Source organism: Microbacterium aurugineum (genome assembly GCF_023101205.1).
Taxonomy (GTDB): Bacteria; Actinomycetota; Actinomycetes; order Actinomycetales; family Microbacteriaceae; genus Microbacterium; species Microbacterium aurugineum.
Map to the genome: position 1 here is coordinate 3237962 of NZ_CP078078.1, position 20766 is coordinate 3258727.

General features: G+C 68.3%; 21 protein-coding genes. 5 read left to right on the forward strand and 16 right to left on the reverse strand.

Translation table 11 applies throughout. The features are described from left to right. The 8 genes from kdpC to ehuB form a co-directional block, all read right to left on the reverse strand. Positions 1-615 carry a potassium-transporting ATPase subunit KdpC gene (gene kdpC / locus KV397_RS15535; RefSeq protein ID WP_248539478.1) on the reverse strand — a complete coding sequence of 205 codons (615 nt, stop codon included), beginning with the start codon at positions 613-615 and terminating at the stop codon, positions 1-3. Between the two features lie 23 nt (positions 616-638). Then, the gene (kdpB, locus tag KV397_RS15540) at positions 639-2795 is read right to left on the reverse strand and encodes a potassium-transporting ATPase subunit KdpB (protein ID WP_261811672.1); all 2157 of its coding nucleotides are present in this window, start codon (positions 2793-2795) and stop codon (positions 639-641) included. 2 nt (positions 2796-2797) lie between these two features. Further along, a complete protein-coding gene (kdpA, locus tag KV397_RS15545) occupies positions 2798-4468 on the reverse strand; it encodes a potassium-transporting ATPase subunit KdpA (RefSeq protein WP_261811673.1) in 1671 nt (556 codons plus the stop codon). Continuing rightward, entirely contained in the window at positions 4468-4557 is a 90-nt protein-coding gene (locus KV397_RS15550; RefSeq protein WP_081996993.1) for a potassium-transporting ATPase subunit F, read from the reverse strand. The genes kdpA and KV397_RS15550 overlap by 1 nt, the downstream gene beginning before the upstream one ends. Positions 4558-4881: 324 nt before the next feature. Next, on the reverse strand, positions 4882-5673 hold the full coding sequence (ehuA, locus tag KV397_RS15555; RefSeq protein ID WP_081996992.1) for an ectoine/hydroxyectoine ABC transporter ATP-binding protein EhuA: 792 nt from the start codon (positions 5671-5673) through the stop codon (positions 4882-4884). Beyond that, positions 5657-6313, reverse strand: a complete 657-nt coding sequence (gene ehuD, locus KV397_RS15560; RefSeq protein WP_261811674.1) for an ectoine/hydroxyectoine ABC transporter permease subunit EhuD — start codon at positions 6311-6313, stop codon at positions 5657-5659. Before ehuD ends, ehuA begins: the two co-directional genes overlap by 17 nt. Then, a complete protein-coding gene (locus KV397_RS15565) occupies positions 6310-7029 on the reverse strand; it encodes an amino acid ABC transporter permease (RefSeq protein ID WP_153243373.1) in 720 nt (239 codons plus the stop codon). Before KV397_RS15565 ends, ehuD begins: the two co-directional genes overlap by 4 nt. Positions 7030-7041: 12 nt before the next feature. Next, a complete protein-coding gene (gene ehuB, locus KV397_RS15570) occupies positions 7042-7935 on the reverse strand; it encodes an ectoine/hydroxyectoine ABC transporter substrate-binding protein EhuB (protein ID WP_248569869.1) in 894 nt (297 codons plus the stop codon). Between the two features lie 233 nt (positions 7936-8168). Here ehuB and KV397_RS15575 point away from each other — a divergent pair, with 233 nt between their 5' ends. Next, complete coding sequence (locus KV397_RS15575; protein WP_232762850.1) at positions 8169-8921, forward strand: GntR family transcriptional regulator; 753 nt, start codon at positions 8169-8171, stop codon at positions 8919-8921. 132 nt (positions 8922-9053) lie between these two features. Then, positions 9054-9806, forward strand: coding sequence for an SDR family NAD(P)-dependent oxidoreductase (locus tag KV397_RS15580; RefSeq protein WP_131493110.1), 753 nt, complete (start codon positions 9054-9056; stop codon positions 9804-9806). A gap of 149 nt (positions 9807-9955) precedes the next feature. Here KV397_RS15580 and KV397_RS15585 read toward each other — a convergent pair whose 3' ends face one another. Together KV397_RS15585 and KV397_RS15590 are read right to left on the reverse strand one after the other, a co-directional pair. Further along, a complete protein-coding gene (locus KV397_RS15585) occupies positions 9956-10282 on the reverse strand; it encodes a DUF7882 family protein (RefSeq protein ID WP_131493108.1) in 327 nt (108 codons plus the stop codon). Positions 10283-10350: 68 nt separating this feature from the next. After that, complete coding sequence (locus tag KV397_RS15590; protein ID WP_261811675.1) at positions 10351-10794, reverse strand: MarR family winged helix-turn-helix transcriptional regulator; 444 nt, start codon at positions 10792-10794, stop codon at positions 10351-10353. Positions 10795-10924: 130 nt separating this feature from the next. On the opposite strand from KV397_RS15590, the gene KV397_RS15595 reads away from it, so the two are divergent. Together KV397_RS15595 and KV397_RS15600 are read left to right on the forward strand one after the other, a co-directional pair. Beyond that, complete coding sequence (locus KV397_RS15595; protein WP_131493104.1) at positions 10925-11167, forward strand: hypothetical protein; 243 nt, start codon at positions 10925-10927, stop codon at positions 11165-11167. Further along, positions 11164-11718, forward strand: coding sequence for a MarR family winged helix-turn-helix transcriptional regulator (locus tag KV397_RS15600; RefSeq protein WP_131493102.1), 555 nt, complete (start codon positions 11164-11166; stop codon positions 11716-11718). Before KV397_RS15595 ends, KV397_RS15600 begins: the two co-directional genes overlap by 4 nt. A gap of 34 nt (positions 11719-11752) precedes the next feature. Here the strand turns inward: KV397_RS15600 and KV397_RS15605 are convergent, their stop codons facing one another. Both KV397_RS15605 and KV397_RS15610 read right to left on the reverse strand, forming a co-directional pair. Continuing rightward, positions 11753-12070 (reverse strand): ArsR/SmtB family transcription factor, encoded by a 318-nt coding sequence (locus KV397_RS15605; protein WP_165875459.1) that lies wholly within the window; start codon positions 12068-12070, stop codon positions 11753-11755. Further along, positions 12067-12549: an SRPBCC domain-containing protein gene (locus KV397_RS15610; RefSeq protein WP_131493100.1), complete on the reverse strand. Its 483-nt coding sequence runs from the start codon at positions 12547-12549 to the stop codon at positions 12067-12069. Before KV397_RS15610 ends, KV397_RS15605 begins: the two co-directional genes overlap by 4 nt. Positions 12550-12732: 183 nt before the next feature. On the opposite strand from KV397_RS15610, the gene KV397_RS15615 reads away from it, so the two are divergent. Further along, the gene (locus KV397_RS15615) at positions 12733-14271 is read left to right on the forward strand and encodes an SDR family oxidoreductase (RefSeq protein ID WP_261811676.1); all 1539 of its coding nucleotides are present in this window, start codon (positions 12733-12735) and stop codon (positions 14269-14271) included. 4 nt (positions 14272-14275) lie between these two features. On the opposite strand, the gene KV397_RS15620 is transcribed toward KV397_RS15615, so the two are convergent. From KV397_RS15620 to KV397_RS15635, 4 genes are all read right to left on the reverse strand, one after another. Continuing rightward, positions 14276-16294, reverse strand: a complete 2019-nt coding sequence (locus KV397_RS15620) for a BCCT family transporter (RefSeq protein ID WP_248569875.1) — start codon at positions 16292-16294, stop codon at positions 14276-14278. A gap of 137 nt (positions 16295-16431) precedes the next feature. Then, on the reverse strand, positions 16432-18180 hold the full coding sequence (locus KV397_RS15625; RefSeq protein WP_261811677.1) for an ABC1 kinase family protein: 1749 nt from the start codon (positions 18178-18180) through the stop codon (positions 16432-16434). A gap of 48 nt (positions 18181-18228) precedes the next feature. Further along, entirely contained in the window at positions 18229-18909 is a 681-nt protein-coding gene (locus KV397_RS15630; RefSeq protein WP_256535592.1) for a PadR family transcriptional regulator, read from the reverse strand. Positions 18910-19252: 343 nt separating this feature from the next. Beyond that, on the reverse strand, positions 19253-20593 hold the full coding sequence (locus tag KV397_RS15635) for an HNH endonuclease (protein WP_261811678.1): 1341 nt from the start codon (positions 20591-20593) through the stop codon (positions 19253-19255). Positions 20594-20766: the final 173 nt, after the last annotated feature.

A 20766-nucleotide genomic window follows, 5' to 3' on the forward strand; every position in this document is an offset into this window, starting at 1 on the left:
TCAGCCTGCCGACTCGTCGAGTGCGAGGTTGAGCTCGGCGACGTTGACGACCGACTCCCCGAGGTACCCGAGGTTGGGAGCGCTCGTGGCGGCCTCCACCGCCGCGGCGACCTCGTCCTCCGATATCCCGCGCGCGTCGGCGACGCGGGCGATCTGGATCTGCGCGTAGGCCGGGCTGATGTGCGGGTCGAGGCCGGAACTCGACGAGGTCACCGCGTCTGCGGGCACCGCGGACTCGTCGACCCCGTTGAACTCGGCGATCTGTGCCTTGCGTTCGGCGATCGCCGCGACGAGGTCCTCGTTCTCCGGCCCCTGGTTGGTGCCGGACGACGCCGTGCCGTCATAGCCGTCACCGGCCGCCGACGGCCTGCTCTGGAAGTACTCCGGAAGCGGGTTGCCCTCCTCGTCGGTGAACGACTGACCGAGGAGCGAGGATCCGACGACGTCCCCGCCCTTCGAGACGAGGGCTGAGCCGTTCGCCTGTGCGGGGAATGCGAGCTGCCCGATGCCGGTGATGAGCAGGGTGTAGCCGATGCCGAGGACCACGGTGAACATGAGCATCGCGCGAACCGCGACCCAGAGGGTGCGGCCGCCGCTGCGTGTTCCAGCGTTCATGAGTGTGCGATCTCCTTGTCAGATCAGAAGCCGGGGATCAGGCGCACGAGCAGGTCGATGAGCCAGATGCCGATGAAGGGTGTGATGATGCCGCCGAGTCCGTATACGGCGAGGTTGCGTCCGAGGATCTTCGAGGCGTTGAGCGGGCGGTACTTCACTCCTCGCAGGGCGAGCGGCACGAGGAAGACGATCACGATGGCGTTGAAGATCACCGCGGACAGCACCGCCGATGCCGGAGAGTGCAACCCCATGACGTTCAGCACCGCGAGCTGCGGGAAGACGCCCATGAAGATGGCCGGGATGATGGCGAAGTACTTCGCGATGTCGTTCGCGATCGAGAACGTGGTCAGCGCGCCGCGCGTGATGAGCAGCTGCTTCCCGATCGCGACGATGTCGATGAGCTTCGTCGGGTCGGAATCGAGGTCGACCATGTTGCCGGCTTCCTTCGCGGCCGACGTTCCCGTGTTCATCGCCACACCCACGTCGGCCTGCGCGAGCGCGGGCGCATCGTTGGTGCCGTCGCCGGTCATCGCCACCAGGTTGCCGCCGTCCTGCTCCTTGCGGATGTACGCCAGCTTCTGCTCAGGCGTCGCCTCGGCGAGGAAGTCGTCGACTCCCGCCTCCGTGGCGATCGCCGCGGCCGTCAGCGGATTGTCACCGGTGACCATGACGGTGCGGATGCCCATCGCGCGGAGTTCGGCGAACCGCTCGGTCAGCCCCTCCTTGACGATGTCCTTCAGGTGGATGACGCCGAGCACCCGGCGACGACCGTCGGCCGCCTTCACGGCGACGACCAGAGGCGTCCCGCCGGACTGCGAGATGTGCTGGACGTGCTCATCCAGCTCGGCGAGTTCGCTGCTCGGCAGACGCGCGCCGTCCTCCTCCAGCCACGCGGTGATGGCGCTGCCCGCGCCCTTGCGGATCTGCGTCCCGTCGTCGAGGTCCAGTCCCGACATGCGGGTCTGAGCCGTGAACGGGACGATCTCACCGCCGGCATCCGCCACGACGTCGACGCCTTCGGCACGTGCCAGGTCGACGATCGACTTGCCCTCGGGCGTCGGGTCGGCGAGCGACGACTTCGCGGCCGCCTCGATGAGCTCTCGCTCCTGGACGCCGTCGATGCGGACGAACGCGCTCGCACGGCGGTTTCCGTACGTGATCGTGCCCGTCTTGTCGAGCAGCAGTGTCGTGACGTCGCCCGCGGCCTCGACCGCGCGACCGGACATCGCGAGGACGTTGCGCTGCACCAGGCGATCCATACCGGCGATGCCGATGGCGGACAGGAGGGCACCGATCGTGGTCGGGATGAGGCAGACGAGCAGCGCGATGAGAACGGTGATGCTCGCGGGGCTCGCCGGGTAGGAGGCGATCGGGTTCAGTGTGAGTGCGACGACCACGAACACGATCGACAACGACGCGAGAAGGATGTTCAACGCGATCTCGTTGGGGGTGCGCTGGCGCGCGGCCCCCTCGACGAGAGCGATCATCCGATCGACGAACGTCTCCCCCGGTTTCGAGGTGATGCGCACGACGATGCGATCCGAGAGCACGCGCGTGCCGCCGGTGACCGCTGACCGATCTCCCCCGGATTCGCGCACGACGGGGGCGGACTCGCCGGTGATCGCGGACTCGTCGACGCTCGCGATACCCCACACGATGTCACCGTCGCCGGGGATCAGCTCACCGGCGGACACGACGACCGTGTCCCCCAGGCGGAGATCCGCGGAGGAGACATCGGAGATGCGCGCGGCCTCCGCAGAACCGTCGTTCGCCGGGTCATAGTCGTCGACGCGGTGGGCGGTGGTGCTGGTACGGGTCTTGCGCAGCGTGTCGGCCTGCGCCTTGCCGCGTCCTTCGGCGATCGACTCGGCCAGATTGGCGAAGACGACCGTGAGCCACAGCCACACCGCGATGATCCCGGTGAAGGACCACGGGACGCTGCTGCCACCCGACGTCGCGGGGCCGCCCAGGAAGGGCTCGGCGACGGCGAGCAGCGTGGTGAGGGCGGCGCCGACCCACACGATGAACATGACGGGATTGCGCCATTGGGCACGCGGGTCGACCTTGCGCAGCGCGCCCGGGAGGGCAGCTCGCACTTGCGCCCAGGTGAGCGTCTTGCGCGGTGCGGGTGGGGTCGCCTCGGATGTCTCGGGCGACGGGGTGTGCGTGATGGTGGACATGGTTACAGCAGCCCTTCCGCCAGGGGACCCAGCGTGAGAACGGGGAAGAAGACGAGTGCGGTCACCAGGACCGCGGTGCCGACGGTGAGACCGATGAAGAGCGGTCGATGCGTCGGCAGCGTGCCCGCCGTGGCGGGGACCTTGTCCTGCGCGGCCAGCGAACCGGCCAGGGCCAGGACGAGGGCGATCGGCAGGAACCGTCCGAGGAGCATTGCGACACCGAGTGCTGCCGTCAGCCACGGCGTGCTCGCGGTCAGGCCCGCGAAGGCGGATCCGTTGTTGTTCGCTGCGGAGGCGAACGCGTAGATCACCTCGGAGAGGCCGTGCGAACCGCTGTTCGCGAGCGATTCGTCGATGATGCTGCCGCGGAGCGCGGGAATCGCGAAGCTGAGGGCGACGCCCCCGAGCACGAGGATCGGCATCACGAGGATGTACATGCTCGCGAGCTTCATCTCGCGCGGCCCGATCTTCTTCCCGAGGTACTCCGGCGTGCGTCCGACGAGCAAGCCGGCGACGAAGACGGCGATCACGGCGATGATGAGCATCCCGTACAGGCCGGCACCCACACCACCGGGCGCGATCTCGCCGAGCAGCATGTTGACCATCGGCATCATTCCGCCGAGAGCCGTATAGGAGTCGTGCATCGAGTTCACCGACCCCGTCGAGGTGAGCGTGGTGGTCGACGCGTAGAGCACCGACTGCACGAGCCCGAACCGCGCCTCCTTGCCTTCCATCGCGGCGCCGGCGAGTTCCGGAGCCGAACCGCGGCCCGCGAACTCGAACGCCGCGAGAGCGAAGGTCGACGCGAGGAACAGCGTTCCCATGACGGAGAGGATCGCGTATCCCTGACGGTTGTCGCCGACGATCCTGCCGAACGTCCGCGGCAGGGAGAAGGGGATCAGCAGGATCAGGAAGCACTGCAGCAGGCTCGTCCACGCCGCGGGGTTCTCGAAGGGGTGGGATGCGTTCGCGTTGTAGAAGCCGCCGCCGTTCGTGCCGATCTCCTTGATCGCCTCCTGAGAGGCGACGGGACCACCGGGGATCGTCTGCGTGCCACCGGAGACCGTGCTCACATCGACGTAGCCGTTGAAGTTCTGCACGACGCCGCCGGCGATCAGGACGATGGCCGCGATGATCGACAGCGGGAGCAGGATGCGGAAGGTACCGCGGACGAGGTCGACCCAGAAGTTGCCGATGACGCCGGATCGACGGTACGCGAAGCCGCGCACGAGCGCGATCGCGACGGCGATTCCGGTCGCTGCCGACACGAAGTTCTGCACCGCGAGACCGGCGAACTGCACGGTGTACGACAGCGCCTCACCCGAATAGGCCTGCCAGTTCGTGTTAGTCACGAAGGAGATCGCGGTGTTGAACGCCACCCCCGACTCGACGTTCTCGTTGCCGAGGGCGTACGGAAACCACTGCTGCGTGCGCTGGAGCGCGAAGAGCAGCAGGACGCCCACGATCGAGAAGGAGAGAACCGAACGCAGATATGCCTGCCAGGACTGCTCGCGCTTCGGATCGACGCCGATGACTTTGTAGATGCCGCGCTCGACACCCCAGTCCTTCGTCGTCGTGAAGGTCCAGGCCATGTAGTCGCCGACCGGCCTGTAGACGAGGGCGAGGGCGAGGGCGAGGGTGGCGACGCTCGCGATGAGGAAGCCCCACTCCATCAGAAACGCTCCGGCTTCACGAGGGCGAACACCAGGTAGACGACAGCAGCGACGCCGAGCACGGTCGCGAGAAGCTCGAACACGATCACAGCTTCTCCACCGCCTTCCCGACGAGGCCGACGGTCACGAACAGGACGATCACGCCCAGCACGTAGACGAGGTCAAGCACAGAGAGCTCCATTCAGGCTGCGGCGATCGCCGGGCGGCGACCGCGCGTCTCGAGGACGCAACACCTGATACAACACCCCTCGGTGCCCCTGCTTTGACCGCCCTTACAGAACCCATACGACGATCCCGGCGACCCTCACGGGGCGCTCACAGGATCGTCGGATCGTCGCTTCCTCGTCCTCCACCGGGAGGGCGCTCCTCGCGTCGACGACGCGAGGAGCGGGAGGGGGAAACGCGCTCGAGGCTCAGTCGCTCAGCACGGCGGAGAGGAAGTCCCTCGTGCGCTGCTCGCGCGGCGCGGAGAACATCGTCTCGGGGTCGGCCTCCTCGACGATGCTGCCCTGATCGAACATCAGCACGCGGTTCGAGACGTCCCGGGCGAACTGCATCTCGTGGGTGACGATGAGCATGGTGATGTCGGTCGTCTCGGCGACGTCGCGCAGCACGCCGAGCACCTCCCCCACGATCTCGGGATCCAGAGCGCTGGTGACCTCGTCCAGCAGCAGGATCTCCGGGTCCATCGCGAGCGCCCGGGCGATGGCGACCCGCTGCTGCTGGCCACCCGAGAGCTGCAGCGGATGGGCGTCGGCCTTGTCCGCGAGGCCGACCTTCTGCAGCAGGTCGGTGGCCTTCGCGGTGGCCGCCGCCTTCGACATGCCGAGCACGTGCACGGGGGCCTCGATGAGGTTCTCCATCACGGTCATGTTGGGGAACAGGTTGAACTGCTGGAAGACCATGCCGATGCGCTTGCGCACCTCGTTGCGGTGCTTCTCCCGCAACGGCACGCGCTTGCCGCCGCGTTCGACGTGCGTGAGCGGCTCCCCGTCGATGAAGATGTATCCGCCGTCGGCCTCTTCCAGCGTCATGACCAGACGGAGGATCGTGGTCTTGCCCGAACCGCTCGGTCCGATGAGCGTGACCCGGTCGCCCTGCTGCACGTCGAAGGTGAGGCCGTCGAGCACGACGTGGTCGCCGTAGCGCTTGTGCACCGCGTCGAAGCGGATGGCGGGACGGGAGTTCTCAGGAGGCGTATTCAAGGCGCTTCTCCAATCTGCGGACGAGGACGGATGCGGGGTAGCTGGCGAGGAAGAAGATCACGCCGGCGAGCGTGATGGGCTCGAGGTAGCGGAAGCTGTTCCCGCCGAACTCCAGGGCGTTGCTGACCATGTCCGCCACGGTGATGGCGATGAGGAACGGGGTGTCCTTCAGCATCGAGATCACGTAGTTGCCCAGGGAAGGGACGGTCGCCCTGATCGCCTGCGGGAGCACCACGGCGGTCCAGGTGCGCGGGCGGGACATGCTCAGGGCGGTGGCAGCCTCCCACTGCCCGCGCGGGACGGACTCGATGCCGGCACGGTAGACCTCGGCCATGTAGGTCGCGTAGTGGATGCCGAACACCGCGATGCCGATGGTCAGCGGATCCACGGTCACCAGCGCGAAGTAGGCGAAGAGCAGCTGGATGACGATCGGGGTCATCCGGATGAAGTTCACCAGGAAGCCGACGCTCGCCGCGACGGGTCGAGGGGCACTGCGGCGCACGACGGCGATCACGAGGCCGAGCACGGCGGCGATCGCGCTCCCGGCCAGGGTGACGACGAGGGTGACCGTGAAGAAGCCCTCGAGCAGGTGCGGGAGCGCCGCCCAGGCGGTGTCCCAGCTCCAGATGGGTCCGTTCATGCGGCGGTCTCCCCTCGGGTGACGGGCGAGCGGAAGCGCAGGGTCTCCGCCAGCGACTCCCCGCGCCCGAGCTTGTGCTTCGCGCGCACCTCCAGGGCGTTCATCACGAGGGTCAGCGCGTAGGCGATCACGAAGTAGAGCACCATGCCGACGACGCCGTAGAAGAAGGTGTCGGTCTGGATGCGGAGGCGGTCCAGCGCCACGGTCAGGTCGATGAGCGTGATGAACCCGACGATCGCGGTGCCCTTGAGCAACTGGATGAGCAGATTCGTCAGAGAGGGGATCATGAGCGCCCAGGCCTGCGGGAAGATGACCCGGCGCATCCGGTGTGCAGGGGTCATGCTCAGGGCGGTGGTCGCCTCCCACTGCCCGGTCGGGACGGAGTTGATCGAGCCGCGGATGACCTCCGCACCGTAGGCACCGTAGTTGAGACCGAGGCCGAGGATGCCGCACGCGATCGGGGAGATCGAGACGCCGAGCTGGGGCAGCACGAAGAAGAGGAAGAACAGCTGCACGACCAGGGACGTGCCGCGGAAGAACTCGATGATCACCCGCGAGGTGCCCCGGATGACGATGTTCTCGGCACGGACCGAGAGACCGAGCACCACCGCGACGATGAGCGCGAGGAGGGCCCCGCCCACGGTCAGCGTGAGCGTGACGAGCACGCCGCCGCCGATCGCGGGCAGAGCCGCCCACAACGCGGACAGATTGTCCATTCGCCGGTGGCCTCAGCCGAGCTCGCCCGCGCAGAGCTGGGCGGTCGTCAGGTCGGACGGCGGGAGGTTCTCCGCGGTGAAGCCGTACTCCCCGACGAGGTCGAGGTAGGCCTGCTCGTCGCCCGTGATGGAGGCGAGCTGCTCGTTGTATGCGTCGAGGAGCTCCGTGTCACCGGTGCGGAACACGGTCGACCCGGCACCGATCTGCGGCACGCCGTCGATCTCCTGGACGAACGCCTCGGTCGTCTCGACGCCGGCGTCCGGGTTGTTGTCCGCCATCCAGTTCAGCGAGATCGCCGTCATCGCGAAGGCGTCGGCGCGCCCGTTGGCGACGAGGTCCATGCCGGACTGCGCGTTGTCCACCGACACCGTGTTCGAGATGCCGAGCTTCTCGGCGTATCCGCTCTCGATCCCTCCGCCGAGCACGGCGAGCGTGACCTCGGGGTCGTCGACGACCGAGTCGAGGTCGGTGAGACCGCGCGGGTTGCCCTCGGGCACCATCAGCGTGGTGGTGTACATGATCTCGGGATCGCTGAACGCCGCCTCCTCGCAGCGCTCGGGCAGGATCGACATCCCGGCGCTGATCGCGTCGAAGCGGCCGGCCTTGAGTCCGGGGATCAGCGAGTTCCAGTCGACCTCGACCACCTCGACGTCGTCGATCCCCATGTTCGAGAAGATCTCGCGGTGCATGGCGATGGTCGCGCCGGTGGGCTCGCCGCCCTCGACCCACGAGTACGGACGCTCGTCGGCGATCGCGACGGTGATCTTCCCGTCGTTCTGCAGCTGCTCGAGCGTCGAGCCGCTCCCCTCGTCCGTGCCGGACGACGAGCAGGCGGCCAGAGTCACGACGAGCGCGGCGGAGGCCGCGACGGCGCCGGCGCGCAGATGAGTTCGGGTGGAGGGCATACGGTTCCTCTTTCGATATCGGGCGTGCGGTTGGGCGGGCGAGACCGTTCTCCGGTCTCGGGCCGACGGCCACGTTATGCCGGATCGACCGTTTGTGCACATTCAGACTGTCGGATTGTCTACATTTATACAAACTCGTTATGGTGGGGTGCCCGGCCCGTGCGGACACGTGTCGGGCTCCGACACACGTCGGATGCAGAATGGAGTCACCGACGATCGACTCAGGAGCGCTCATGCCACTCACGCCCGCCCCGAACGGGATGCCCGGCGCGGTCTTCCGCATGGCACGGCCTTCGACGGTCGACCTGATCACGGCCGAACTCCGGTCGGCGATCTTCTCCGGCGCACTGCCCGTCGGCAGCCCCCTGGGCGAGGTGGACATCGCCGCGAAGCTCGGCGTGAGCCGCGGTCCCCTGCGCGAGGCGGCGCAGCGACTCGTGCAGGAGGGCGCACTGACGGCACTTCCGGGTCGGGGCCTGCGCGTGAGCGTGATCCCGGTCGACGGCATCGCCGACCTCTACACCGAGCGCCGGGCCGTGGAGTGCGAAGCCGTGCGCCTCATCGTGAAGAACCGGCTTCCGGCGGCGGAGCAGCTCGAGAGCGCGTTGGCCGAGCTGAGGCAGGCGAGCACCCGCGCGGACGCACTCGGCATCGGCGACGCGGACATCGCGTTCCACCAGGCCCTCGTGAATGCCGCGCAGAGCCCTCGGCTCTCCCGCGCCATGATGACGCTCGCGCTCCAGACGCGGATCGCGAGCTTCAGTGCCGACGAAGGTTATGCGGTGCCCGCCTCCGTCTCACCCACCTATCAGGCGTTGATCGACGCACTGTCGCACCACGACGCACCGGGCGCACTGGCCGCGCTCGACGAGCAGTTCGACGATGCGGTCGCGCGCCTCACGGGCCGGCGCGATGTCGAGACCGTGGAGACGGGTGCGATCCTGGCACCGCCCACGCTCAGCAGGATCGACGTGGCCGACGCCTGACCGGCACCTTCCACACGGGGACACTTCCATTCACGTGAATCCACCCCGGTCGTGAAGGCGTAGGGTGGAAGGAAGGACGGACCGTCCGAGAAGATCTCCCGGCACCGTGCCCGCCCGGAAGTGGAGTCTCTCGTGGCTCAGTACGACGTCTCGAACCGCTCGGCGATCGTGACGGGAGCAGGCAGCGGAATCGGACGCTCGACCGCTCTCCTGCTGGCGAAGAACGGGGCAGCGGTCGTGGTCAACGACCTGAATGCCGAGCACGCGAACGCGGTCGTCGAGGAGATCCGCGCGGCCGGCGGCACGGCCGAGGCCTCCGTGGGCGATGCGACGGACGCCGCCTGGATCGCCTCCTCCATCGAGACCGCCAACTCCCTGGCTCCGCTGCGCATCGGGGTCAACAACGCCGGCATCGGCGGCGCGACCGCCCCGACCGCGGAGTACGAGGACGACGCCTGGGACAAGGTCATCGCGATCAACCTCAACGCCGTGTTCCGGAACATGAAGGCGCAGATCCCGTCGATCCTCGCGAACGGCGGGGGATCGGTCGTGAACATCGCCTCGATCCTGGGAAGCGTCGGGTTCGCCGGCTCGCCCGCCTACGTCACCGCCAAGCACGGCGTGGTCGGCATGACCAAGTCGGCAGCGCTCGAGTACTCGGCGAAGGGGGTGCGCGTGAACTCGGTGGGCCCCGGCTTCATCGACACCCCGCTGCTCGCGAACATGGGCGACGAGGCGAAGGAGTTCCTCGTGAGCAAGCACCCGATCGGCCGACTGGGCCAGGCCGACGAGGTCGCGAACCTCATCGCATTCCTCGCCAGTGACGCCGCGAGCTTCATCACCGGCAGCTACCACCTCGTCGACGGCGGATACACCGCCCTCTGAGCGAAGGGCATCCGGCCGCCAGGACCCGATTCCGGGCGGCCGGATGCCAAGAGCAGCGATGTCGTCACCCCCCGGTGACACCGCCACACACCTCCGTCCGGTCTTCGCGCTGCTTTGCCCAGGAGCGCGGAGTTGACGGAGGCGAGCTTTCAGGCGACCGCGTGCATCGGTGCCGCAGACGGCAACGACGCGGCGAAGTCGGGATCCGTGAGGTCCAGCCCGTTCGCCGAACTCGCGGCAGCCATCATCTTCACCAGCAACGGCCGCTGGAGCTCACGCTCGTCGTCCACCACGAAGCGCACCGGAATCGACGCGTGCATCCACAGGGTCTCGATGGTCGACTCCGTCGTACGCAGCGTGAGCGGGAAGGACTCGCCCCGACGGAGCTTCGTCACGGCGACGAGTCGGAGATGCGCGAGCAGCGGGTCGTCGATCTCGATGACCTTCGATTCTCCGGCGTAGCTGAGCAGACCCATGACGTCCCCTTCCCGTATTTCGTACAGGAATTAGATTACTAGTTTAACTAGCTAAATGGAAGTCGGGCCTATTCGATGCCTTCGATTTCGCGGGCGAGGCGCCGCAGGAACAGCGAGATCGCGGCGAGTTGCTCGGGTGCGAACTCCCTCTCCACCCGCTCGATGCGGCGAGAGATCTCGTCGGCAGGAGAGTGCAGATCGCGAAGAGATGGACGGATGATCTTCGACCGCGCGTCGTCCGGATGGACGGCCACGACCACCTGACCGCGCTCGGCGAGCCGGCGCACGACGGAGGTGACGGCCGCCGTGCTCACCCCGAGCTGAGCGGCCAGCTCGCCGGGCGTGACCGGAGAATCGACCGGAGCCGACGCGATGATACGCATGGCCGATCGATCCGTCTCATTGGGTTGACGCGTTGCCGCCAGCCGTCGACGCAGCTGCGCCTCGGCCCGCCGGAACTCTTCGACATCGCGGGCGAGCTCCGATGCCACGACGTCCAGACCATTCCCCATTACGCACCTCCCCCGCGGCCCAGGTGCCCATGTTACCTCGGCAGCCTTATTACCTGACGAACTAGGGAATTCGGTCGTCGCCGGCACCCTCCCACGATGAGAGGATTGACTCACCGCGCGAAAGGAACCCATGGTCGACCCGGTCACCCTCGAGGACGAGAAGTTCATCGGCTATGCGAGCCTGCTCGAGCACCTGCAGAGCCGGTTCCCCGGGATTCCTCGCGACAGGATCGAGCAGATCATCGTGGCGGAGAACGACGCGATCACCGGCGGGTTCCTGCTCGTGGTCCCCGTCGGCGTCGCCGCGGGAGCGGTGGAGATGCTCGAACGGGAGTCCCTCCCCGAGGCCGACGGAGAGGTGGTGGCGTCATGAGCGAGCCCCAGGAGTACACGCGCTCCGGATACTGGTACCCCGACGGCGGGAACGTCAGCACCGTCGACGTGCTGAACATGCTGCGGCGCTACCGGGCGGCCGAGACCGCGATGCGCGCACGCACCCGCGCATCGATGGGAATGAACGAAACCGACCTGATGGCACTGCGCTTCCTGCTCCGGGAGCAGCGGGCGGGCCGCATCGTCCGCCCGATCGACATCGCGAAGATGCTCGACATCTCCACGGCGTCGACGACCACTCTCATCGACCGGCTCGAGAAGGGCGGACACGTCCGTCGCGAGCCCCACCCCACCGACCGCCGCGCGGGAGTCGTGGTGCCGACCGTGAGCAGCGACGAAGAGGTCCGCGCGACCCTCGGGGCCATGCATCGACGCATGCTCGCCCTGGTCGACGAGCTGTCCGACGACGAGCGTGCGGTGGTCACGCGGTTCCTCGCCGGCATGACGGCGGCGATCGAAGAGGCCTCCGACCTCGACCAGGAGCTGCGCGACGCCATCCGCGACGAGAAGGACACGGGCCCCGCGCGCTGACCCGCCGTCGCCGCCAGCCCGACACCCCGAGCCCCTACAGCCCCTCCGCGATCTCCTTGATCGCGGCGAGGCGGCGGTCCCACTCGCGCCCGATCACGTCGAGCTTCGCAGCGGTGGCGGAGAGCTCGGCACCGACCACGCGGAAGCGCACCTCGCGGCCGACCCGCACGGGCTCGACGAGACCGACCTCCTGCAAGACGGCGAGATGCTTCGCGATCGCCTGACGGGACACCGGAAGGCGCCCGGCGAGCGCGGATGCCGACGCCTCCGCCTCCCCGAGCTCCGTCAGGATGCGCCAGCGCGTCTCGTCCGCGAGCGCCGAGAACATGGGCAGGAGGGTTGCTGCGGTCATGCTTCGCCTTCCACCAGGGTGACCATCTTGTCCAGCTCCAGGTCCCAGCCCGTGCGGTGCGACTGCAGGTTGGCGCGCGGGTCGGACGTGCGCTCGAAGCCGCTCTCGACGACCGTGAGGCGCGTGCCACCCTCGGCCTCTTCGAGCGTGAAGGTGAAGACCGTCGAGGTGGTCTCGTCGATGCTGTCGGGCAAGGCACCGAGGGCGTCGTCGTTGTTCCAGCGGTAGGTGATGCGCCGCGGCTCGTCGTACTCCTCGACCCGCAGGGGGATCACGTCGTAGTCGGGGAAGGTCATCGTGCCGGTCGCGCCGACCCCGGTGCCGTCGAGCACGGTGCGCCCGAACCACCGGGAGATGTGCTCCGGCTCGGCCACTGCCCGCCAGACCTTGTCGGCGGGTGCTGCGATCAGGATGGTCCGCCGAACGGAGAAGGTCTCCTCGTCGACGACGGACGCCTCGTTGTGGGTCATGTTCACCATGATGGTTCCTTTCGGCGCTTCCTGCATGTTCCGTCGGCCGGGCGACCGACTGCAACTTCAGGGTTGCATGTTGCGGGCGGAAACGCAACCCTTGCATTGCAATAGGGGCTTGTGCCCGTACCGGTCGCCACGACGCCCCGCAACCCCGTTCCACCGGACGCGGGGGCGACCTACGCTCGACCTATGCCCGAACTCACCCACCCCACCGGCCGTGAAGAGGCGCTGCGCGCCGCACCCCGCGACGACGGCTCCGCCCCGCGCGCCCTCGTGCTCGGGGCGACCGGCTACATCGGCGGACGCCTAACCCCGCGGCTGCTGAACGCCGGCTACCGGGTGCGGGTCCTGGCGCGTGACGCCGCGCGCGCGGCCTCCTTCCCCTGGGGCGGCGACTGCGAGATCGTCGAAGGCTCGGCGGATGATGCGGATGCCGTGGCCACGGCGATGGACGACGTCGACGTCGTGTACTACCTGATCCACTCGATGTCCGCCGGCAAGGGCTTCGAGGAGAGCGACGAGCGGGCGGCGACGACGGTCGCCGAAGCCGCAGCGCGGGCAGGCGTGCGACGGATCGTGTACCTCGGCGGACTGCATCCCGACGACGCGAAGCTGTCACCGCACCTGCGCTCGCGTGTTCGTGTGGGGGAGATCTTCCTGCAGTCCGGCGTGCCGACGCTCGTACTGCAAGCGGGCGTCGTGATCGGCTCGGGGTCGGCGTCGTTCGAGATGATCCGCCACCTCACCGACGTGCTGCCGTACATGCCGGCACCGAAGTGGGTGCGAAACCGCATCCAGCCGATCGCCGTCCGCGATGTGCTGCACTACCTGCTCGGGGCGGCGCGCGTCGACGCCGATGTGAACCGTGCCGTCGACATCGGCGGGCCGGACGTGCTGCGCTACGGGCAGATGATGAACGGCTACGCCGTCGAAGCCGGGCTCCGCCAGCGCGCCATCGCCGCCCTCCCCGTGCTCACGCCGGGGCTCGCTTCGCACTGGGTGAACCTGGTAACGCCGGTGCCGCGCTCGATCGCCCGGCCGCTCGTGGCATCGCTGCAGAACGAGTGCATCATGAAGGATCACGCGGTCGACGAGTTGATCCCGCGGCCCGAAGACGGCCTGACCCCGTATCGGCGGGCGGTCGACCTCGCGCTCGGACGGGTGCGCGGCGACAGCATCGAGACCAGCTGGCAGGACTCAGAAGTGTCGGGCGCGCCCAGTGACCCGCTGCCGAGCGACCCGGACTGGGCCGGACGCACCGTGTTCACGGATTCGCGGTCCGTCGCCACCCGCGCCTCCGCGGCGGAACTGTGGCGCGTGATCCTGGGCATCGGCGGCGAGAACGGCTGGTACTCCTCCCCCCTGCTCTGGGCGGTGCGGGGGTTCATGGACCGGATCGTGGGTGGCGTGGGCCTGCGTCGCGGACGCCGCAGCCGCACCGCGGCGAGGGTCGGCGACGCGATCGACTTCTGGCGCGTCGAAGCGGTCGAGAGGACCGAGGCCGAATCCCTGCTGCGCCTCCGCGCCGAGATGAAGGTGCCCGGCGAGGCCTGGCTCGAGCTGCGTGCGGTGCCGGACGGCGAAGGCGCGCGCTACGAGCAGCGCGCGATCTTCTTCCCCCGCGGACTGAGCGGACGCCTGTACTGGCTCGCGGTGCTGCCCTTCCACGGACTGATCTTCGCCGGGATGGCGGCCCGCATCACCGCTGCCGCAGAGGAGGCGTCCTAGCGGATCAGTCCGTGCGGGGCTGCTCCGGGGCAGCCGTCGGGTCCGGGGCGGCCGTCGGGTCCGGAGCAGCCGTCGGGTCCGTGATCGACGCCTCGACGACCGCATCCACCTCGGTGGGCGGGATGATGTCGATCGCCTCGGTCGCGGCCTCGTACACCTCGGCGAGCGTCTCGTCGACGGTCGACTCGTCGATCCAGTCGAGGTCGTCCTCGGAGTGGTCGTATTCGACCGGCACGAGCGCGAAGTCGTCGCCGTACTCCTCGAGACCGGCCATGACGCTGTGCCGGACGGCCGCGCGGGCATAACGCTCACGGAGGATCAGCGGATCGCGTCGAAGATCCTTCATGAAGGCGATCATCATGAACCCCATGATGATCGCGAAGGGCAGCGCGGCGATGATCGTGACGTTCTGCAGCGATCGCAGACCACTGCCCTCCTCGCCGATGACGAGCAGCACGGCGGCGATCGCTCCGACCAGCACACCCCACACGACGGCGACCCAGCGCGACGGCTCCGGCCTGCCCTGCTGAGACAGCGTGCCCATCACGAGGGAGGCCGAATCCGCTCCCGTGACGAAGAAGATGGCGATCAGCACGATGAGGATGGCGCTCGTGATCAGCGAGAACGGCAGGTTCTCGAGCACGCCGAACAGGACCTCCTCCGGCGGGTCGACTGTGAGGTTCGCGCCGTCCATCTGCTGCTGGATCGCCGTGGTGCCGAAGATCGCGAACCAGACGAGAGAGATGGCCGACGGCACCACGATCACGACGGAGACGAACTGGCGAAGGCTGCGCCCGCGCGAGATCTTGGCGATGAACATGCCGACGAACGGCGACCAGGAGATCCACCACGCCCAGTAGAAGATCGTCCAGCCCGACAGGAACGTCTCGGCCGCTTCACCCTGCGATGCCGAGCGGCCGATCATCTGCGGGAGGTCGCCGATGAACTGCACGGCGACCGACGGGATCACGTTGAGGATCAGCAGCGTCGGCCCCACGAAGAACACGAAGAAGGCGAGCAGGAGCGCGACGACCGCATTGATGTTCGACAGCGCGCGGATGCCCTTCGAGACCCCCGAGACGGCCGACGCGATGAAGCAGGCCGTGAGCACGGCGATCACGGCGATCAGGATGCCGTTGCCGAGCTCGCCGATGCCGCTGACGATCTCGACGCCGTGGCCGATCTGCAAGGCGCCCAGGCCCAGCGACGCCGCGGTGCCGAACAGCGTGACGATGATCGAGAAGACGTCGATGGTGCGGCCGAGCGGACCGGTCGTGCGCCCCTCGCCGAGCAGCGGCGCGAAGATCGAGGAGATGAGGGGCGTGCGGCCGCGGCGATAGGCGCCGTAGGCGATGGCACCACCGACGAGCGCATAGAACGCCCAGGCCTGCGGACCCCAGTGATACAGCACCTGCGTCTGCGCGGTGTGCATGGCGTCGAGGGTGCTCGCCTCGACCGTGCCCGGCGGCGGGCTCTCGAAGAAGGTGAGCGGCTCGGCGGCACCCCAGAACACGAGGCCGATGCCCATCCCGGCGGCGAAGAGCATCGAGATCCAGGAGAACATCGAGTACTCGGGCTCTTCGTCGTCGCGCCCGAGCGGGATGCGTCCGTAGCGGCTGAAGCCGATGAACAGCATGAACACCAGGATGACGGTGGCGATGGTGGTGAAGAAGAATCCGAAGTACTGGACGACCCAGTCGAGGACCGTGCGGGTGGTGCCGGCGAGGTTGTCGCCCGCGAACACGCCCCAGGCGATGAAGGCGAGGGTCAGGGTCGCCGCCACGCCGAACACGAGCGGGTCGGTGCGGTAGGTGCGACCGGTCTCCTCGACCGAGACGCCCGGGACGAGCGCCGGGTGGACGCTGCGCGGAGGAACCGCCGCGATGTCGCGGACGATCTTCTTGGCGGTCTCGGTGGCTTTGGCCGGCAGGCGGTTCACGCCCGTGCCGACGGCGCCTGTCCGGGTGCTCGGAGGGGTCTTTCCTGCGGAGCGTTCATCGGGCTTCTCGTCAGGAGTCTCCATGGCATCCCATCCTGTCACGCGCGGCGCCGCCCCCTCGTTGTGCGATATGCCGGAACATCCGCCCGATCCCCGGCGCGCCGGGCCTGCGGGGGCGCGAGTGCATGCTCGACGGTGCGGGTTTCTCGGGCGTGCCGCGCCTACCGCGGGCCCCGTCGGCCGACGCCGGCGAACAGGGAGTGCAGCAGGGGGAGCACCGAGACGCAGATCAGCGTGATGCCCAGCGGGGGCACCGCCGGCACGAGCAGTGCGCCGCCGATGAGCATCGCCGCGAAGAGCACGCCCGAGGCGATCCGCCGGGCGATGCCCTCGAGCCGATCGAGGCGGCGTTCCAGGCGCGAAGTGTCGAACGAGACGGTGCCGTCGTCGACGCGGGTGATGATGTCGTCGATGCGCTTCGGCAGGCGCCAGGTCGTGTTCATCGTGTCCATCGCCTGGCTCGCGAACGCCTGCACGATGGTGCCGCTCTCGTCGCGCAGCAGGCGGCCGGCGTAGGGTTCAGCGGCGTCCCAGACGTTGAACGCGGGGTCGAGGCCGCTGCACATGCCCGAGGTCAGCGAGACGGCGCGGATCAGCAGCAGCATGTTCTCGGGCAGTTGCAGCGGGAGCGAGCGCACCATGTCGCCGAACTCCTCCGCGAAGTCACGGAACTCGCGGGGGTCGACCTTGCTGAGCTCGGCGAAACCCATGCCCCCGAACCGGGCGAACAGGGCGGTGAGGGCGCGTTCGAGTTCGCGGGTGTCGGCGGAGGGCAGCAGGACCCCGATCTCCTGGGCCGCAGCGACGAGGCCCCGGCTGTCGCGGCCGGTGACCGCGATCAGGAGGGTGCGCAGGCCGTCGCGGAGGCTCGCCGGGATCTCGGCCATCATGCCGAAGTCGATGAACGTGAGCCGGAAGCCGCCGGGCGTCGCATCTGTCGTATCCGCCGGCGGCGTGGTCGGCGGGGTCGGCGGGGTCGGAGAGGGCGGAGAGGTCGGCGTGACGAAGATGTTGCCGGGGTGCGGATCGGCGTGCACGAAGCTGTGCGTGAAGACCTGGTCGAACATGACCTCGGCGAACACCTCGGCGACCTGGGCGGGGTCGATGCCGGCGGCCCGCAGCGCATCCGTGTCGTTGATCTTGATGGCGGTGACGTCGGACAGCGTGAGCACGCGGCGGGTCGATCGCTCCCACACGATCTCCGGCATGCCGACCCGGGGGTCGTCGGCGAAGTTCTCGCGGAACCGTTCGGCGCTCGCGGCTTCGTGCAGGTAGTCGATCTCCTCGCGGCTGGTCTCGGCGAACTCCTCGACGAGCGCGGGCGCGTCGACGCGGTCGGCGACGAGGCGCACGCGGGTCAGCCAGCGTGCGACCCGACGGAGCGCCGCGAGGTCGACGGCGACGATCTCGTCGATCCCGGGGCGCTGCACCTTGACCACGACGTCTTCGAGGCCGGTGTCGGCAGCGTCGAGTGCGGCGAGTCGGGCACGGTGCACCTGGCCGAGTGAGGCCGCCGCCACCGGGGTGTCGTCGAACCAGGCGTAGGCGCGTTCGAGCGGGATGCCCAGTTCGGCCTCGGCGAGCGCGCGGATCGCCGCGGTCGGGACGGCGGGGACTTCGTCCTGCAGCCCTTCGAGCTCCTTGGTGATCTCCGGAGGGAGCACGTCGAGGCGCGACGACATGAACTGTCCGACCTTGATCATGAGTCCGCCGAGTTCCACGGCGAGCGTGTGGAAGCGGCGCGCGAACGTCTGCATCCGTGGCCCGCGCGTGCGCTCGGCGACCCTGCTCATGCCGAGGCGCGGGAGGACGAGCTCGAACCACCAGATCTTGAGGAACTCCCGGCCGGCGAACGACAGGATGCGGCGGTACCGGGCGCGGTGGGCACCCCGTGCCGCAGCATCCGTCATCGTGTGGCCCTTTCGCAGGTCCTCACTCGATGCCGCCGCACTGCGCGGTCAGTCCTGCGCGAGGATCGAGTACAGCCTACGGCGGGCTTCGTCGAGGACCTCGATCGTCTGCTGCACCTGCTCGGGCGAGCCGCTTCGTCCGACCTGGGCGGCAGCGGCGGCGAGGTCGACGCCCGCCTTCGGGAGTGCGTTGAACCGGGCGCTGTCGCGGTGTCCGTCCTTGCCGGACGACGACTCCCACGGGGCCGGGGTCTCGGAGCTCTCGTCGGCGACGGCGCGGCCGGCCTCGGTGAGCGAGTAGGTCTTGCGGCCGTTCTGCTCCTCGGCCTCGATGAGTCCTTCGTCGGCGAGCAGCTGCAGAGTGGGGTACACGGAGCCGGCGCTCGGCTTCCAGGTGCCGCCGCTGCGCTCGGCGATCTCGTTGATGATCTGGTAGCCGTGCATGGGCTTCTCGGCGAGGAGTGAGAGCACGGCGGCGCGGACGTCGCCGCGGGCCATGCGCGAGCCGCCGGACGGGCGGGACTCGAACGACTTGCGGAGCTGGTCCATGGCTTCGAAGATCGCGGCGGCGGGCCCACCGGGGCCTGCGCCGAACCCGGAGCCGGATCCGAACCCGGAGCCGGATCCGAACCCGGATCCACCGAAGATTCCGCCCGGTCCGCCGGAGCCGCCGTTGTTCCCGGAGCCGCCGTTGCCGCCGAACGGGTTGGAGGGGAATGCGTTGTTCATGATGACCTCCTGCTGTGGTGAACGATACTCAACGATATATCGTTCAGGCTGAGGGTTGGGTGGGAGTTCTCGCTCTGCGACAAGTTCTCGGGTGCCACCCCTCCCGGTTCAGAGCACGAAGGGCCCCGCTGATCACCGCCCTCGACGGCCGATCTCTGACAACCGCTCTCTGATGTCCGCTCTCTGATGTCCGCTCTCTGACGACCGCTCGCCGACAACCACTCACTCTGATAACCACTCCCCGACAACCACCCTCTGACAACTGCTCCCTGACAACCGCCCTCCGAAAACCACTCCCCGACAACCACTCGCCGACAGCCGGGAACCTCGCACAGTGTCGCGCTCAGGCCGCAATGTCGAAGCGCGCACGTCCCCCCAGGCGCGGCGTGCGGGCGGGGTCGACGTATCCGGGTGGAATGAACCACACCCGTCCTACCGGGCCAGCCCCATCGATACGGATCTCCCACTCGTTGTCGTGAATGCGATGGTGACAGGTCTCACACAGCAGCACTCCATTGGATAGATCCGTCGGCCCGCGATCTCGCCTCCACCAGCGGATGTGATGCGCTTTCGTCATCTCCGGCGGCAACCCGCACATCGCGCACCCACCGTCCCGCTCCACCAGAGCCAGCCGTTGCGCCCGGGTGAACAGGCGTCTCTCCCGCCCCCAGTCCAAAACCTCGCTCGCACCGCCGAGCACGCACGGGATCACGCCCCCGCCCGCGGCCATCCGCCGCGCCGCACCGACACTGACCGGCTGTTCGATCCCGTCGACCTCTGCGGCTCCGGATCCGGACTCCAGTTCCTCCAGCCGCATTCGCACCACGACCGTAGCACCCGCCAACGGCACCCGCTGCGCACACCCGAGAACATGCGCGGCGAACACGGCCAGCGCATCCGCCTGCAGCATCGGCACCGAACGACGATCCGCATCGACTGCATCGGGATCCGGCGCATCCTTCCGCGCTGCGAATGCCGCTGAGACATACCCCCGGATCGCCGTCACGACCGGAGCCGCCGATTCCGCATCCAGCACCGCGCTCAGATGCACCATGCCATCACGCTCGAACAGCGTCAGCGCACGCTTTCCGCGGCGCTCTTCCTCCTTCGGCTCGACCCCGCGCGGGTCGAGCCACGCCTCCGCGCGGACCACGAGCTTGCGGACGTCGTCGAGCGCGAGGCCCTGAGCCTTCTCGGCAAGCACCCGCTCCCCCTCGGCGATGCGTTCCGGGCCGGCAGCCACTCGACACCGATCAAGCAGCCCGACGATCATCGCCGCCGCCTGCGCACTGAGAGCCCCGGTGGCCAGCGCCTCGCGTACGAGCGGATACCTCGCCGGCAAGCGCGCTCCGATCAGGTCCATACGCGGCGCCGTCGCCTCGCCGACCTTGACGAGACGCTGCGCATCACCCGTCGATACCCCGGACGTCGCTGCGATCAGCTTCGCCGGACTCCGAAAGCCCTGTTGCTTCGCGAGGCTCTCTGCTCCCAACTCGGGGCGCGACTCGCGTGAGATACCAGCCGCCACCTCCACGTGCACAGCATCCAGACGCCGCTGCAACAGACCGATCGCATCGTTGACGGCGATCAGCTGCGCTCGAGAGAGATCGTCGGTCTCCTCAGCGCGCGACCACGCGTCATCGAGGCGAGCCATCGCCTCGTGCAACCCGGTCAAAGTGGACATGCTTCACTCTAACCCGGAATGGCTCTACTTTCGAAGCGTTATTCGATTACATGCCGGAATATCGCCAAGAATCTATGCGAACTATCCACAAGCGCGAGATCACACACCAACCGCCTTAGAAACTATGTACTATGCAAACATGACCCCACGCAATGACCCCGGATGCGAGTCGC

Excerpts from the sequence above, each read along its gene's own strand:
- kdpC (WP_248539478.1), bottom strand. The coding sequence starts at position 615 with ATGAACGCTGGAACACGCAGCGGCGGCCGCACCCTCTGGGTCGCGGTT.
- kdpB (WP_261811672.1), bottom strand. The coding sequence starts at position 2,795 with ATGTCCACCATCACGCACACCCCGTCGCCCGAGACATCCGAGGCGACC.
- kdpA (WP_261811673.1), bottom strand. The coding sequence starts at position 4,468 with ATGGAGTGGGGCTTCCTCATCGCGAGCGTCGCCACCCTCGCCCTCGCC.
- ehuD (WP_261811674.1), bottom strand. The coding sequence starts at position 6,313 with ATGAACGGACCCATCTGGAGCTGGGACACCGCCTGGGCGGCGCTCCCG.
- KV397_RS15565 (WP_153243373.1), bottom strand. The coding sequence starts at position 7,029 with ATGGACAATCTGTCCGCGTTGTGGGCGGCTCTGCCCGCGATCGGCGGC.
- ehuB (WP_248569869.1), bottom strand. The coding sequence starts at position 7,935 with ATGCCCTCCACCCGAACTCATCTGCGCGCCGGCGCCGTCGCGGCCTCC.
- KV397_RS15575 (WP_232762850.1), top strand. The coding sequence starts at position 8,169 with ATGCCACTCACGCCCGCCCCGAACGGGATGCCCGGCGCGGTCTTCCGC.
- KV397_RS15585 (WP_131493108.1), bottom strand. The coding sequence starts at position 10,282 with ATGGGTCTGCTCAGCTACGCCGGAGAATCGAAGGTCATCGAGATCGAC.
- KV397_RS15590 (WP_261811675.1), bottom strand. The coding sequence starts at position 10,794 with ATGGGGAATGGTCTGGACGTCGTGGCATCGGAGCTCGCCCGCGATGTC.
- KV397_RS15595 (WP_131493104.1), top strand. The coding sequence starts at position 10,925 with ATGGTCGACCCGGTCACCCTCGAGGACGAGAAGTTCATCGGCTATGCG.
- KV397_RS15600 (WP_131493102.1), top strand. The coding sequence starts at position 11,164 with ATGAGCGAGCCCCAGGAGTACACGCGCTCCGGATACTGGTACCCCGAC.
- KV397_RS15605 (WP_165875459.1), bottom strand. The coding sequence starts at position 12,070 with ATGACCGCAGCAACCCTCCTGCCCATGTTCTCGGCGCTCGCGGACGAG.
- KV397_RS15610 (WP_131493100.1), bottom strand. The coding sequence starts at position 12,549 with ATGGTGAACATGACCCACAACGAGGCGTCCGTCGTCGACGAGGAGACC.
- KV397_RS15615 (WP_261811676.1), top strand. The coding sequence starts at position 12,733 with ATGCCCGAACTCACCCACCCCACCGGCCGTGAAGAGGCGCTGCGCGCC.
- KV397_RS15620 (WP_248569875.1), bottom strand. The coding sequence starts at position 16,294 with ATGGAGACTCCTGACGAGAAGCCCGATGAACGCTCCGCAGGAAAGACC.
- KV397_RS15625 (WP_261811677.1), bottom strand. The coding sequence starts at position 18,180 with ATGACGGATGCTGCGGCACGGGGTGCCCACCGCGCCCGGTACCGCCGC.
- KV397_RS15630 (WP_256535592.1), bottom strand. The coding sequence starts at position 18,909 with ATGAACAACGCATTCCCCTCCAACCCGTTCGGCGGCAACGGCGGCTCC.
- KV397_RS15635 (WP_261811678.1), bottom strand. The coding sequence starts at position 20,593 with ATGTCCACTTTGACCGGGTTGCACGAGGCGATGGCTCGCCTCGATGAC.